This is a genomic window from Azospirillum sp. ST 5-10 (genome assembly GCF_051225715.1).
In the GTDB taxonomy this organism is placed as follows: Bacteria; Pseudomonadota; Alphaproteobacteria; order Azospirillales; family Azospirillaceae; genus Azospirillum.
Genome location: NZ_JBPJSP010000002.1, coordinates 317,134 through 330,079 on the forward strand (window position 1 = coordinate 317,134; position 12,946 = coordinate 330,079).

Annotated in this window: 11 protein-coding genes, 2 tRNA genes and 1 pseudogene; 6 read left to right on the forward strand and 8 right to left on the reverse strand. The window is 69.6% G+C overall.

Annotation, left to right across the window (positions count from 1 at the left end; all coding sequences use genetic code 11):
- Positions 1-23 precede the first annotated feature (23 nt).
- Together rpoH and ACSBPG_RS03820 are read right to left on the reverse strand one after the other, a co-directional pair.
- Positions 24-908 (reverse strand): RNA polymerase sigma factor RpoH, encoded by an 885-nt coding sequence (gene rpoH, locus ACSBPG_RS03815; RefSeq protein ID WP_435535781.1) that lies wholly within the window; start codon positions 906-908, stop codon positions 24-26.
- Positions 909-1,043: 135 nt separating this feature from the next.
- The gene (locus ACSBPG_RS03820) at positions 1,044-2,066 is read right to left on the reverse strand and encodes an RluA family pseudouridine synthase (RefSeq protein WP_435535782.1); all 1,023 of its coding nucleotides are present in this window, start codon (positions 2,064-2,066) and stop codon (positions 1,044-1,046) included.
- Positions 2,067-2,134: 68 nt separating this feature from the next.
- Here ACSBPG_RS03820 and ACSBPG_RS03825 point away from each other — a divergent pair, with 68 nt between their 5' ends.
- Both ACSBPG_RS03825 and ACSBPG_RS03830 read left to right on the forward strand, forming a co-directional pair.
- A complete protein-coding gene (locus ACSBPG_RS03825) occupies positions 2,135-2,503 on the forward strand; it encodes a hypothetical protein (RefSeq protein WP_435535783.1) in 369 nt (122 codons plus the stop codon).
- Between the two features lie 12 nt (positions 2,504-2,515).
- Positions 2,516-3,559, forward strand: a complete 1,044-nt coding sequence (locus tag ACSBPG_RS03830; RefSeq protein WP_435535784.1) for a threonine aldolase family protein — start codon at positions 2,516-2,518, stop codon at positions 3,557-3,559.
- Positions 3,560-3,582: 23 nt separating this feature from the next.
- On the opposite strand, the gene ACSBPG_RS03835 is transcribed toward ACSBPG_RS03830, so the two are convergent.
- A complete protein-coding gene (locus tag ACSBPG_RS03835; protein WP_435535785.1) occupies positions 3,583-5,181 on the reverse strand; it encodes a sensor histidine kinase in 1,599 nt (532 codons plus the stop codon).
- Positions 5,182-5,401: 220 nt separating this feature from the next.
- On the opposite strand from ACSBPG_RS03835, the gene ACSBPG_RS03840 reads away from it, so the two are divergent.
- Positions 5,402-5,477, forward strand: a tRNA-Glu gene (locus tag ACSBPG_RS03840).
- A gap of 74 nt (positions 5,478-5,551) precedes the next feature.
- A tRNA-Glu gene (locus ACSBPG_RS03845) sits at positions 5,552-5,627 on the forward strand.
- A gap of 118 nt (positions 5,628-5,745) precedes the next feature.
- Here the strand turns inward: ACSBPG_RS03845 and ACSBPG_RS03850 are convergent.
- The 3 genes and pseudogenes from ACSBPG_RS03850 to ACSBPG_RS03860 all read right to left on the reverse strand — a co-directional run.
- A pseudogene (locus tag ACSBPG_RS03850) lies at positions 5,746-6,031 on the reverse strand (IS3 family transposase); the annotation flags it as partial.
- Positions 6,032-6,097: 66 nt separating this feature from the next.
- Entirely contained in the window at positions 6,098-7,174 is a 1,077-nt protein-coding gene (locus ACSBPG_RS03855; RefSeq protein ID WP_435535786.1) for an alpha/beta fold hydrolase, read from the reverse strand.
- A 185-nt stretch (positions 7,175-7,359) separates the two neighbouring features.
- Positions 7,360-8,958 carry an ABC-F family ATP-binding cassette domain-containing protein gene (locus ACSBPG_RS03860; RefSeq protein WP_435535787.1) on the reverse strand — a complete coding sequence of 533 codons (1,599 nt, stop codon included), beginning with the start codon at positions 8,956-8,958 and terminating at the stop codon, positions 7,360-7,362.
- Positions 8,959-9,073: 115 nt separating this feature from the next.
- Here ACSBPG_RS03860 and ACSBPG_RS03865 point away from each other — a divergent pair, with 115 nt between their 5' ends.
- Positions 9,074-9,721 (forward strand): TetR/AcrR family transcriptional regulator, encoded by a 648-nt coding sequence (locus ACSBPG_RS03865; RefSeq protein ID WP_435535788.1) that lies wholly within the window; start codon positions 9,074-9,076, stop codon positions 9,719-9,721.
- A gap of 126 nt (positions 9,722-9,847) precedes the next feature.
- Here ACSBPG_RS03865 and ACSBPG_RS03870 read toward each other — a convergent pair whose 3' ends face one another.
- The gene (locus ACSBPG_RS03870; RefSeq protein ID WP_435535789.1) at positions 9,848-11,185 is read right to left on the reverse strand and encodes a sensor histidine kinase; all 1,338 of its coding nucleotides are present in this window, start codon (positions 11,183-11,185) and stop codon (positions 9,848-9,850) included.
- Positions 11,182-11,922, reverse strand: a complete 741-nt coding sequence (locus tag ACSBPG_RS03875) for a response regulator (RefSeq protein ID WP_435535790.1) — start codon at positions 11,920-11,922, stop codon at positions 11,182-11,184. The genes ACSBPG_RS03870 and ACSBPG_RS03875 overlap by 4 nt, the downstream gene beginning before the upstream one ends.
- 225 nt (positions 11,923-12,147) lie before the next feature.
- Here ACSBPG_RS03875 and ACSBPG_RS03880 point away from each other — a divergent pair, with 225 nt between their 5' ends.
- Complete coding sequence (locus ACSBPG_RS03880; protein ID WP_435535791.1) at positions 12,148-12,918, forward strand: alpha/beta fold hydrolase; 771 nt, start codon at positions 12,148-12,150, stop codon at positions 12,916-12,918.
- The last annotated feature ends 28 nt before the right edge of the window (positions 12,919-12,946 follow it).

Genomic DNA, 12,946 nt, shown 5'->3' on the forward strand with positions numbered 1-12,946 from the left:
GGTCCGCCCGGCCGGCACCCGCCTCAGCTCACCAGCTTCTGCTCCAGGGCGGCGTTCTTGATCGCCTTCTGCAGCTTCTCGAAGGCGCGCACCTCGATCTGGCGCACCCGTTCGCGGCTGATGCCGTACTTCTGGGAGAGGTCCTCGAGCGTCGTCGGGTCGTCGCGCAGGCGGCGCTCGGCCAGGATGTGGCGCTCGCGCTCGTTGAGGTTCGCCATGGCCTGGGTCAGCAGCTTGCGGCGCTTGCCCAGCTCCTCCTGCTCGGCCAGCGTGATCTCCTGGTTGGAGGTCTCGTCGACCAGCCAATCCTGCCACTCGCCCTCGCTGTCGGCCCGCAGCGGCGCGTTCAGCGAATGGTCGGGCGTGGCGAGGCGGCGGTTCATCGCCACCACGTCCTGCTCCGGCACGTCCAGCTTCTCGGCGATGGCCTTGACGTTCTCCGGCGACAGGTCGCCCTCGTCGATGGCCTGCATCTGGCCCTTCAGCTTGCGCAGGTTGAAGAACAGCTTCTTCTGCGCCGCGGTGGTCCCCATCTTCACCAGCGACCAGGAATGCAGGATGTACTCCTGGATGGCGGCGCGGATCCACCACATGGCGTAGGTGGCGAGGCGGAAGCCGCGGTCGGGGTCGAAGCGCTTGACCGCCTGCATCATGCCGACGTTGCCCTCGGAGATCAGCTCCGACACCGGCAGGCCGTAGCCGCGGTAGCCCATGGCGATCTTGGCCACCAGCCGCAGGTGGCTGGTGACCAGCCGGTGGGCCGCCTCGGAGTCGCCGTGCTCCTGCCAGCGCTTGGCCAGCATGAACTCCTCCTGCGGGTCCAGCATCGGGAACTTGCGGATCTCCTGCAGGTAGCGCGACAGGTTGCTTTCCGAGCTGATCGCCGGAATGCTGGGCAGGGTCGCCATGTCATCCTCTCCTGGCGGTCATGCCGTGCCCCCTCGGGGCGCAGCGGCCGACCGCTCGTCGCTTTTCGGCGGAACCCCCCGTGGCGGTTCCGCCCGCATCAAGAATAGCCCACGGCCGGGCATGGGCATAGTGCCTCATATTCGTTCCAGAGCGTCGACCAGTCCCTGGACGTCGGGTGCCATCGCCGTGGTGAAGCGCACCGGGGCGCCCTGCGTCGGGTGCACGAAGGCGAGGGCGACGGCGTGCAGGGCCTGGCGCGGGAACCCAACAAGCATAGCGCGGATCGGTTCCGGGAGCGAGGCGGCGTTGGCCCCGCGCGCCCGCGCCGGGCGGCCGCGCCCGTAGAGGGGATCGCCGACCACGGGATGGCCGATATGCGCCATGTGCACGCGGATCTGGTGGGTGCGTCCGGTCTCCAGCACGCATTCCACCAGCGCCGCGGCGCGCCCCCAGGCGCGCAGCACGCGGTAGCGGGTGACGGCGCGCTTGCCGGCGTCGCCGCCCACCACCGCCATCCGCTTGCGGTCGGCGGGGCAGCGGCCGATCGCGGCGTCGACCGTGCCCGCCTTGGGCGACGGGACGCCCCACACCAGGGCATGGTAGGTGCGGCTCAGCGACCGGTCGGAGAACTGCCCGGTCAGCGCCTGGTGGGCGCGGTCGTTCTTGGCGACCACCATGAGGCCGCTGGTGTCCTTGTCCAGGCGGTGGACGATGCCGGGCCGGCGCACGCCGCCGATGCCCGACAGGCTGTCGCCGCAGTGGGCCAGCAGCGCGTTCACCAGCGTGTTGTCCGGGTTGCCGGCGGCGGGGTGGACCACCAGACCGGCGGGCTTGTCGATCACCAGCACGTCCTCGTCCTCGTAGACGACGGTGAGGGGGATGTCCTGCGCCTCGGGTGAGGCGGGTTCAGCTTCGGGGACGAAAATGTCGAAAGCTTGACCGGGTTTGACCCTCTGCGAGGCGTCGGCTATGGTCCGCCCGTCGAGCCGCACGTGGCCCTGCTCCAGCAGCGCCCGGACGCGCGACCGCGACAGGTCGGGGACATGCGCCGCCAGAACCTTGTCCAGCCGCTCGCCGGCCGCGTCCGCGGGCACGGTGCCGCTGTGGCGGGTGCTGCCGCCGGCGCCGGCCGCCGCATCCGCGTCGTCGTCGGGCATCGGGGGTTCAGGGGCGGCGGGCATGGTTCGATCCTCGTCGTGCGCTTTCACCACCGTGGACCCGAGCCGTGCGCGTTCTCAAGGCCGCCGTCATCATCATGGGCGTGTTCATCCTCGCCGGATACGTCTATCTCGGCGTCGAAGTCTACAAGCGAATGGCGCGCCCGGGCGAGCCGGCCGAGACCGGCGACGAGCGGGCGCCGCTGCCCGTCGCGGCGGCCGGCGAGATCGCGCTCGGCCTGCCGGCCGGCGCGCGCATCGCCGAGCTGGTGGCGGTCGGCAACCGGGTGGTGTTCCGGGTCACCGTCCCCGACGGGGCCGACCGCCTCTACGTCCTCGATCCCCGCGACGGCGCGGTGGGCGCGATGGTCACCACCGGCGGCCCGTCAGCCGGTCCGCCGGCCGGTCCGTCGCCCGCCGCCGTCCCGGCCCAGTAACGGATGCCCCCAATGTCCGCCTACGATTTCCGCAGCGACAACGTCGCCGGCGCCGTGCCGGAGGTGGTCGACGCCCTGGCCGCGGCCGCCCGCGGCACCGCCAGCCCCTACGGCGAGGACCCCTGGACGGCGCGCGTCGCCGCCCGCCTGGCCGAGCTGTTCGAGACGGAGGTGGCGGTGTTCCCCGTCGCCACCGGCACGGCGGCCAACGCCCTCGCCCTGTCGGCGCTGACGCCGTCCTACGGCGCCGTCTACTGCCACGCCCAGAGCCACATCGACACCGACGAGTGCGGCGCCCCGGAGCTGTTCACCGGCGGCGCCAAGCTGGTGGGGCTGCCCGGCGAGCACGGCCGCCTCGCCGCCGCCGACCTGGAGCGCGCCCTGGCCGGCGGCGGCTTCGGCGTCGTCCACCACGTGCAGCCTGCCGCCCTCAGCCTCTCCCAGGCGACCGAGGCCGGCACCGCCTACCGCCCCGCCGCGGTGGCGGCGCTCGCCGAGGTGGCGCACCGCCACGGCATGGCCGTGCACATGGACGGCGCCCGCTTCGCCAACGCGCTGGCGTTCCTCGGCTGCACGCCGGCCGAGGCGACCTGGAAGGCGGGGGTCGACGCGCTGTCGCTGGGGGCCACCAAGGGCGGCGCCTTCGCCGCCGAGGCGGTGGTGTTCTTCCGGCGCGACCTCGCCGACGGCTTCGGCTACCGCCGCAAGCGCGGCGGCCATCTCGTCTCCAAGATGCGCTTCGTCTCGGCCCAGCTGGAGGCGTGGCTGAAGGACGGCCTGTGGCTGCGCCTCGCCGGCCACGCCAACGCCATGACCCGCCGCCTGGCGGACGGGCTGGCGGCGCTGCCGGGCGTCACCGTGGTGCACCCGCCGGAGGCCAACGAGCTGTTCGTCGACCTGCCGGAACCGGCGATCGCCGCGCTGGAGGCGGCCGGCTTCGGCTTCTACCGCTGGAGCGGCCGCGTGGTGCGGCTGGTGACGGCGTTCGACACGCCGCCGGCGGCGGTCGACGCCTTTCTGGCAACCGCCCGCTCCGGAGCCGCGGCGGCGCGGTAGGGAGGTGCGTCGCCGCCGGCCGCTCAGGCCGCGGCCTGCGGCCGTGCCGCCGCCGACCCCGGCCTGTCCAGCGGGAAGTCGAGGACGAACAGCGTGCCGTTCTCGTCGCGGAACGCGTGCCCGCCGCCGATCTGCTGCGCCAGGCTGCGGATGAGGCGGCTGCCCATGCCGGTGCCCCTCGCCGCCGGCGCGTAGCCGACGCCGTCGTCCTGCACCCGCAGGACGGCGCGGTCGTCCCCGGCGGCCTCGAGGGAGACGGCGATCACCCCGGGCCGGCCGTCGGGGAAGGCGTGCTTGAAGGCGTTCGAGACCGCCTCGTTGACGATCAGCCCGAGCGGCAGGGCGAGGTCGGCGTCGACGGTGAGGGGGGCGAGCCGGCACTCCACCGCGACCGCCGAGCCGTAGCCGTCGCGCAGCCCGGCCACCAGGGTGCGGATGTACTCGGCGACGTCGACGCGGTCGTAGCGGTCGGAGCGGTAGATGTGCTCGTGCACCGCCGACATGGCGGCGATCCGCCGCATCAGCTCCTCCTTGGCCTCGGGCGGCCCGGGCTGCAGGTGCACCAGCGCCGACACGGTCTGCAGGTTGTTCTTCACGCGGTGGTGGATCTCGCGGAACAGCGTGCGGTTCTGCTCCAGCGCGCCGGCGAGCGCGGCGCGGACGCGCTCCTCGCGGTGCAGCAGCCGGACCACCCACAGGGAGACCGCCAGCAGGGCGGCGGCGATCGGCGCCGCCGCCACCGCCACCTCGCCCAGGCGCTGCCAGACGCTGTCGTCGAGGGAGCGGAACGGAATGCCAACCACGGTGACGAGGGGCAGGCCGTCGACCCGGCGGTAGCCGACGACCCGGGCGATGCCGTCCGCCGGCGAGGCATCGGCGTGATAGACGCCCTGCGGTGCCACCTTGAGATGGTCGGTGAAGAGGACGTACTTGGACAGGTCGAGGGGGGCATCGGGGACGGGGTGGCGGGCCACCAGCCAGCCGTCGTCGCGCAGCAGGCCGACGGTCGAGCCGGGGCCGAGATCGAGGGATGCCCAGAACTGGGCCAGCAGGTCGGCCGGGACGTAGATGACGACGGCGCCGACGAAGCGGCCGTCCCGTTCGATTCGGCGGCCCAGCGGGAACAGCTTCACGCCGCTGCGCTCGCCCATGAGGAACGGGCCGATGTGCCAAGCGGCGCCATCCCTGAGGGCCTGGAAATAGGGGCGGTGGGCGACGTTGGCCGGGCCGAGGCTCGGCTCGTTGGTCATCACCGAATCGCCGTTGGCGTCGAACACCCAGATGTGCACGGAGCCCGGCAGGGACGAGACGGCGTCGTTGAGGTCCTGCATGCTCGGCGTCTTGAACAGGTCGAGCCGGTCGCCGACGGAATCGGCGACCCGGCTCAGCGCCTGCTGGTTGGCCTCGATCAGCCAGCGGACGTGGGTCGAGGCGGTGTAGGCGGCGGCGGCGGCGCGCGTCTCGACGGTGGCCTGGGCGTCGCGCCGGCCCTGCCAGGCGAACACCGCCGCCAGTGCCAGGACGAGCACGAACAGCAGCCCGACCATGGCGCTGGCGGCGACCACGGCGCGGCTGGCCGGCCGCGCCTCAGGCGACCGGATCGGCGATGGGCCGGAATGCACGCGACCTCTCCATCCTTGCGCACCGTACCCGCGGTATGGCCGTCCGCCCGTGGCTGTTCGAAACCGAGGAGGCGATTGTGCTCCGGCCCCGGGGCCAAGCCAAATTCTTTCTGCGGGCGCAGGCCCGCCGTCCCGCCGTCGCGGCGCCGTCCCCGCCGGCCAAAAAAGTGCTTGCGCCGCCGGGGGCGCTTCGTTACATACGGCTTCCACGCCGACCGACGTCCCCTTCGTCTAGAGGCCTAGGACACCGCCCTCTCACGGCGGCAACAGGGGTTCGAATCCCCTAGGGGACGCCATCTCCCGCTCGGGAGCGCCGTGCCAGCGGCGGGCGGAGCGCTGGCTGTCATGCGGTGCAACGCCGCCGGTTCAGGTCCCCTTCGTCTAGAGGCCTAGGACATCGCCCTCTCACGGCGGTAACAGGGGTTCGAATCCCCTAGGGGACGCCACTCCCGTACAAAGCTGGGCACCAATGCCGGTGCCAGTTCAGCGGGAGATGACGCCAGATGCGCGCGCTCGGCGATCGGTCCATTCAGCCGAACGTAGGCGTCGCCCACCTCCACGCGATCAGTCAGCGCATCGAAGCTCGGCCTGCTCTGGGGTGATGCAGCCGAGGGCTGAGTGCAGCCGTTGGCGATTGTGGTCGCCTTCGATGTAGGCGAACAGGTCCCGTTTGGCGGCGTCGCGCGTTGGATACCGTTGGTGATGGACGAATTCGGACGTCGCCGTTTCGAAGAAGCTCTCCATGGGGGCGTCGTAGCTGCGCTGGCCCTTCGGGCTCCCAGCAGGTCCCCTTGCGGCTCATGGACTGGGCGATGCCGTGATCCTTCAGGGCTTTGCGGTACTCCGCCGCCGTGGGCATCGGCGTTGCAGACACCCAGGGGCGGGCCTCCATGCTGCCTTTACGGTCAGATATCCTTCAGAGCTTGTTGACGTCCAACACGGCCTGGGCGAAGGCCTTTGGCGCCTCCTGCGGCAGGTTGTGGCCGATGCCGCCGGTGACCAGCCGATGCTCGTATTGCCCGGTGAATTTCGCACGGTACATGTCCGGTTCCGGGTGCGGCGCGCCGTTGGCGTCGCCTTCCATGGTGATCGTCGGAACCTTGATGGTCGGGAAAGCCGCCAGCGCTCTTTCAAGCGCGTCATACTGCGTTTCCCCCTCCGCAAGGCCGAGCCGCCAGCGGTAGTTATGGATGCTGATGTCGACATGGTCCGGATTGTCGAGGGAGGCCGCAGAGCGCCCGAACGTCGCGTCGTCAAAGGCCCAATTCGGGGAGGCGAGTTGCCAGATCAGCCGCGCGAAGTCGTGCGTATACTTCGCATAGCCGGCCCGGCCGCGTTCGGTCGCGAAATAATACTGATACCACCATTGCAGCTCCGCCTTGGGAGGCAGCGGCGCCCGGTTGAGGTCCTGGCTGCCGATCAGATAGCCGCTGACCGAAACCATGGCCTTACAGCGCTCCGGCCAAAGGGCGGCCATGATGTTCGCTGTCCTGGCGCCCCAATCGTAGCCGGCAAGGATCGCGGTCTCGATCTTCAGGGCATCCATCAGGGCGATCATGTCGGCGGCGATGGCCGCCTGCTGGCCGTTGCGCGGCGTTGCGGCGGACAGGAACCGTGTCGTGCCGTAGCCGCGCAGATGGGGAACGATGACGCGGTAACCGGCAGCGGCCATGATGGGGGCCACCTCCACATAGCTGTGGATGTCATAGGGCCAACCGTGCAGGAGGAGAACCACCGGTCCATCAGCGGGACCATCCTCGGCGTAGCCGATGTTGAGCGGTCCGGCATCGATCTGCTTCAGCGATTTGAAGCCGGGGAGCGAGGGGGATCCCGCTGCAGGCCGGGCCGCCGGTTGTGCCGCTGCCTGCGCCCGTCCCATTCCCAGTCCGAAGCCGGTCGCCGCGGCTGCGAGGATCGCCGTGCCGACGAAGCGGCGCCGCCCGTGGTCGACCAGGGCTGTGCCGGCGGTTTCCGTCTCGAAAATCCGTGCCATCGATCTCTCCTGTGATGCGTTCATCCATGGCCGCAACATCCGATGCCGATGTATCCCCCGCGTGTCCGGCCATGGGGCATGGTGAAAGCGTTTGTACCGTCCGGCCCATCGGACACAGTGGGATACAAAAGTCCGATGGGGATGACCGTCCCGATCCCGTTCCGGATCGACGATGCCGGCGGAGCCTAAGCGCTTCCGCCTCCCTGTGGGCCGAGGCTCAGCCGCCGGCCGATGCCGATGTTGGCCATGAAAGTCTCGTCATGGCTGACCAGTAGGATGGCGCCGTCATAGGCTCTCAACCCCACCTCCATGGCTTCGACCGATTCGATATCCAGGTGGTTGGTCGGCTCGTCCAGGATCAACAGCGCCGGTGGCCGCGGTCCGCCCAGCGTGCAGGCGAGGCCGGCGCGCAGCATCTGTCCGCCGCTCAGCGTCCCGACCTGCTGCAGGGCCGCGTCCGCCCGGAACAGGAAGCGGGCGAGTGCTGCCCGGCAGGCGTTGTCGGTTGCGCCGGGATTGATGCGTTCGAAGTTGTCGAGGATCGATGCGGCGGGATCGAGGGTGCCCACGCGCTGGTCGAGCATGGCGAAGTCGACGGCGACCGACACGGTGCCCCGGATCGGGGCGATTCCGCCGGCGATCAGCGTCACCAGCGTCGTCTTGCCCGATCCATTCGGCCCGACGATGGCAACCCGTTCCGGCCCCTCCATGGTGAAGGAGAGATCGCGGACGATCGGATGGTCCGGATCGTGGCCGGCGGTGACGTCGTCCAGCCGCAGGACGGTCCTGTTGGCCGGAAGCCCGGTGGGCGGCGGCGCCACCGACAGGTCCTGCAGGATCTCGACACGGGACCGCGCCGATGCGAGCGCCACCTCGGCCTCCGCCCGCTGGCGGTCGGCCAGCTTGGCGCCGGAACCCCGGCTTGCCTCGGCGTTGCTCTTGCGCGCGCCCAGCAGGATGCGGGGCATGTCGCCTTGCGCCGCCTTCTGTGACCCGGCGGCATCGCGCCGGTCCTTCCGTTCCGCCGCGAGTTGTGCCTTGCGCCGGACCTCCGCCACCTGCTTTTCCGCGTGGGCCAAATCCTGCTGCGCGGCGTCCAGTTCCGTCGCTTTGCGCTCGTGATAGCGCGTCCAGTTGCCGCCATAGCGAGCGGCACCCAGCGAGGTCAGTTCGACGATGGCATCCATCCGGTCGAGGAGTTCGCGGTCATGGCTGACCACGATCGCTCCGGACCGCCAGCCGGCGAGGAGGGCGATCACCAACTCCCGGCCGGAGCGGTCGAGGTTGTTGGTCGGCTCGTCGAGCAGCAGGAAATCCGGTGCCGCGAAGACCGCTGCGGCAAGGCTGGCGCGAGTCCGCTGGCCGCCCGAAAGTTCCGCCAGCCGGGTATCGGGACCAACATGGAGCCCGACGCGCGCAATGGCGGCGGTGATGCGGTCCGCCAGCGTCCAATCGGCGTCCGCCAGTTCCTCCGCCCCGGCCGCTCCGGCCTCGGCGCGGCGCAGGAGGGCGAGCGCCCCGGCCACGCCGAACAGGTCCGCCACCGTTTCCCACTCGCCGGGTCGGACCGTCTGCTTCAGAAGACCGAGCGTGCCGTTGACCCGGACGCCGCCGGCGAGTGGCTGAAGGTCTCCCGTGATGAGTTTCAGCACGGTCGATTTGCCAACTCCGTTCCGTCCGACGAGGCCGGTGCGCTCTTGCCCGAAATTCAGGTCGACACCGGTCAGGACGCTGTGGCCATCGGGCGTCGCCCAGCTGATCCGGGAGAGGGAAATGGACGCCATGCGTCGCCCCTTGTTGGGTTCAGGATATCAGCACGCATACGTGCTGATATCAGGCGACGGTGGAAAACGCAACGCTCCTGTGCTGTTTTGGTGTCGGATGGAGAATTGAGGGGACGTGAGCGTGGACATCGGCGGACGCAAGCCAGGGGGGAGACCGACCAGGGAGCAGGCCGCGGCCATCGATGCGCGTATCCTGGATGGCGCCAGGGCCGTCTTCTGCCGCAAGGGCGTCGTCAACAGCGGTTTGGAAGAGATCGCGGCCGAACTCGGTGTGTCCAAGCACACGCTTTACCGCCGTTACCCCAACAAAGCCGCCCTTCTCGAAGCCGTGGTCGGGCGCGATGTCGGGCGGTTCCGCGAAGCCCTGCTGACCGCCGCCGCTGGCGGGGAGGAAGGGGGAGCGCTCGGCGCGCTGCGCCGCGCCGCATTCCGCTATGTCGAGATCGGGTCGTCGCGCGACTACGCCGCCTTCTATCTCTCCGTCAGCGCCGAGGCTGCGGTTTCGCCTGCTCTCCGGGAGCGGTTGGCATCCTGGTCGCGCGATGCGCTGGAACCGCTTGTCGGGTTCGTCGCCGCTGCGCAAGGGTCGGGCGAACTGCGGGCGGGCGATCCGATTTCGGTCTGTGGGATACTGATCGACCTGTTGGAGGGCGTCAACAACCGGCTCCGGCTTGGCGACGACGTCGCGGCGGACGCGCCGTCCCTCTTGCGGCTGTTCGATGAACGCTGGGCCGTCTTCACCGCTGCCTTCGGAGGCAGCTAAGCAGGTTTTCCGAACGCCGCCCACCTTTGGGCGGGCTCGGAAAACCTGCAAAACCATGGAGTCCGCAGGTTTGCCCAGGCCGGGCCATCTGTGGCCCGATCTGGGCAAACCTGCTTAGTCCCACGGTCAGCCGAGCGTCACCTCGGCACAGAGGCCGCCGGTGCGCCGGTTCCGCAGCGTCAGAGACCCGCCGATCGCCAGTGCCAGCTGGTGAGCGATGGCCAGCCCCAGGCCGGTTCCTCCGGAGTCGCGGTTGCGGGACTGTTCGAGCCGGTAGAAGGGCTGGAGGACGGCGGTGAGCTGATGCTCCGGAATGCCGGGGCCGGTGTCGCGGACAGCGATGCCGATCCGGCCACCACTGTCCCGGGTCACCGTTATCTCGGCCTCTCCGGCGAATTTCAGCGCATTGTCGATCAGGTTGGTCAGGATGCGGCGCAGTGCGTGCGGCCGGGTGATCAGGACCGCGCCGGAGAGCCCGCGGATGGTCACCGGCTTGCCCGTGTCCTGATAGTCGAAGGCGAGGCTTTCGACGAAGGAGCCGACGTCGATGCGCGCCGGTGTCTCGACATCGCCATGGGCGCTGCGCGCATAGGCTACCCCGTCACGCACCAGCCGTTCGATCTGCGACAGATCCCGGAGCAACCGCTCCTTCTCCGGGCTGTCCTCCGCCATTTCGACCCGCAGCGTCATGCGGGTGATCGGCGTCTGGAGGTCGTGGGAGATGGCGGCGAGGATCCGCACGCGCTCCTCCAGGTAATGGGCGATCCTGTCCCGCATGGCATTGAAGGCAGTTGCGGCATGGGCGACCTCGCTCGGGCCGTCCTCCTCCAGCCGTGCAGCCTTGCCGCTGGGATCAAGCGTCTCGGCCGCATTGGCGAAGCGCGTCAAGGGGCGGATCGCCTGACGCACGGCAAGCCAAGTGCAGAGGACCAGCAGCAGAAGTTGAGCGGCCAGCAGGAGTGGGAGCCAAGCGGCGAGCGGCATGAGCGCCGGCGTCACGTCGATCGTCACCGGTGAGCCGTCGCGGAGCGTGACATGGGCCTGGAGATGCGGGCGGTTGCCCGGAATGGTCTCGACCGCCACCGGGAAGCCGGGGCCGGCACCGCCGTTGATGGCGCGGGCGATCTCCGCGCCGCGACCGCCCAGGTCCGGCACGCCCGGCAGGCCGGGGCCAAGCTCGTAACGGTAGTTGCGCCGCTCCAGCACCGCCAGCCAACGGCTGCGCTCCTCCGGCGGAAGGTGGTCGAGCAGTGCGACCGAGGTCGCCACATCCTGCTCCAGCGTGCCGAGCATCATCGCCTTGGCGGCACTGGTGCGCTCCAGGAACAGCGCCCCGAAGGACAGTCCGTGTGCCAGGACAAGTCCGGTCAGGAGGATGAGGAACAGCCGCCAGCGCAAGGTGCGCGGCGGATGCAAGAGGCGACGGAACCGGCGGACCGCGCCGCCCATGACCGTGTCTTTCATGGCCGTGCCCTCGTGATCTCCACCGGCATTGCCAGCACATAGCCTTCATTGCGGACGGTCTTGATGTGGCTGGGCTCGCGCGCATCATCGCGAAGCCGCTGCCGAAGCCGGCTGACCAGCAGGTCGATAGACCGTTCGAACAGTTCCGCCCCGCGTCCCTGCGTCAGGTTGAGAAGCTGGTCGCGCGACAGGACTCGCTGCGGGTGGTCGAGGAAGACACGCAGCAGCCGGTATTCCGCACCGCTCAGCGCAACAGCGGTGCCGTCATGGTCGAGCAGATGGCGGGCGACGGTGTCGAGCCGCCAGTTGCCGAAGCTCAGAAGCTGTCCGGCCTCACTGATCTGGAGATTGGGCGGCAGCATGCGCGCCCGGCGCAGGATCGCCTTGATGCGGGCCAGCAGCTCGCGTGCGGCGAACGGCTTCGCCAGATAGTCATCGGCCCCCATCTCCAGGCCGAGAATCCGGTCCGTCTCGTCGTTGCGCGCGGTCAGCATCAGGACCGGTATCGTGGCATGCCGACCGGCGCGAAGCTCCCGGCACAGAACCAGCCCGTCATCTCCCGGCATCATGATGTCGAGCACGATGAGATCCACCCGGTCGCGCTCCAGGAACGATCGCATCTGCCGGCCGTCGGCGGCGAGGGTCACGCGCAGGCCGTTCCTCTTCAGATAGCCGGATACCAGTTCCCTGATGTCCCGGTCGTCATCGACGATTAGGACGTGGTCGATGCGATCCATTCGGTCGAACCCCGCTGCTGTTCGACGGGCTTACGACGGATGGAGTCCTGCCCGCGTCCGGCGGTTTGTGTCGGTCCGTATCCGCACCGTCGGCTGATACGTGCCGATACAAAAAACCCCCTGCCGCACGCCGGCATCCGCATCGTTCCGTCTGGACAGCCCGCCTTCCGCCAATGTAATTACCAAAATAATCATTATGACGCAAACAACGTGAGGGGATGCTCCATGCTCCCGTGCAGATTTCCGACTGCCCTGTTCGGTCTGGCCCTCTCGCTGGCCGCTCCCTGGTCGCCGGCCGCCGCCGCCCCGGTAAAGTCCGTGGTCATCGTGCATGGCGCCTTCGCCGACGGCTCGGGCTGGCGCAAGGTTTCCGACATTCTGACCGCCAAGGGCTATTCCGTGTCGATCGTTCAGCAGCCGCTGACCTCGCTCGGCGACGATGTCGCGGCCACCCGCCGTGTCCTCTCCCTTCAGACGGGCCCGACCGTCCTGGTCGGCCACAGCTATGGCGGGATGGTGATCAGCGATGCCGGGAACGACAGCCATGTGGCGGCGCTGGTCTATGTCGCCGCCTTCGAGCCCGACAAGGGCGAAAGCCTCGCCAAACTGGCCGAGAGCAAGCCAGTGCCCGGTGCCGAGCCGGGTGCCGTCAAGGCGACCGCCGACGGCTACCTCTATCTCGACCCGCCGGCCTTCGCCGGTGCCTTCGCCGCCGATCTTCCGGCAGTCGACGCGGCCTTCCTCGCCCACTCCCAAGTGTTCGCGGCGAAGGACGCCTTCACGACGCCGGCTGGGGAGCCGGCGTGGAAATCCAAGCCGAGCTGGGCACTGGTGGCGACCGCCGACCGCTCGATCAATCCGGAGTTGGAACTGGAGATGGCCCGCCGGGCCGGCAGCCATGTCCGGTCGGTCGAGGCCAGCCACGCCGTCTACGCCGCCAAGCCCGACGCCGTCGCTGCCCTGATCGTCGAGGCGGCCGAGGCGGTCTCCCAATGATCTTTCAATGATCTCACAATGATTTGCC

Coding starts and splice junctions, on each gene's coding strand:
- ACSBPG_RS03880 (WP_435535791.1), top strand. CDS start 12,148: ATGCTCCCGTGCAGATTTCCGACTGCCCTGTTCGGTCTGGCCCTCTCG.
- ACSBPG_RS03870 (WP_435535789.1), bottom strand. CDS start 11,185: ATGAAAGACACGGTCATGGGCGGCGCGGTCCGCCGGTTCCGTCGCCTC.
- ACSBPG_RS03820 (WP_435535782.1), bottom strand. CDS start 2,066: ATGCCCGACGACGACGCGGATGCGGCGGCCGGCGCCGGCGGCAGCACC.
- ACSBPG_RS03860 (WP_435535787.1), bottom strand. CDS start 8,958: ATGGCGTCCATTTCCCTCTCCCGGATCAGCTGGGCGACGCCCGATGGC.
- ACSBPG_RS03855 (WP_435535786.1), bottom strand. CDS start 7,174: ATGGCACGGATTTTCGAGACGGAAACCGCCGGCACAGCCCTGGTCGAC.
- rpoH (WP_435535781.1), bottom strand. CDS start 908: ATGGCGACCCTGCCCAGCATTCCGGCGATCAGCTCGGAAAGCAACCTG.
- ACSBPG_RS03830 (WP_435535784.1), top strand. CDS start 2,516: ATGTCCGCCTACGATTTCCGCAGCGACAACGTCGCCGGCGCCGTGCCG.
- ACSBPG_RS03875 (WP_435535790.1), bottom strand. CDS start 11,922: ATGGATCGCATCGACCACGTCCTAATCGTCGATGACGACCGGGACATC.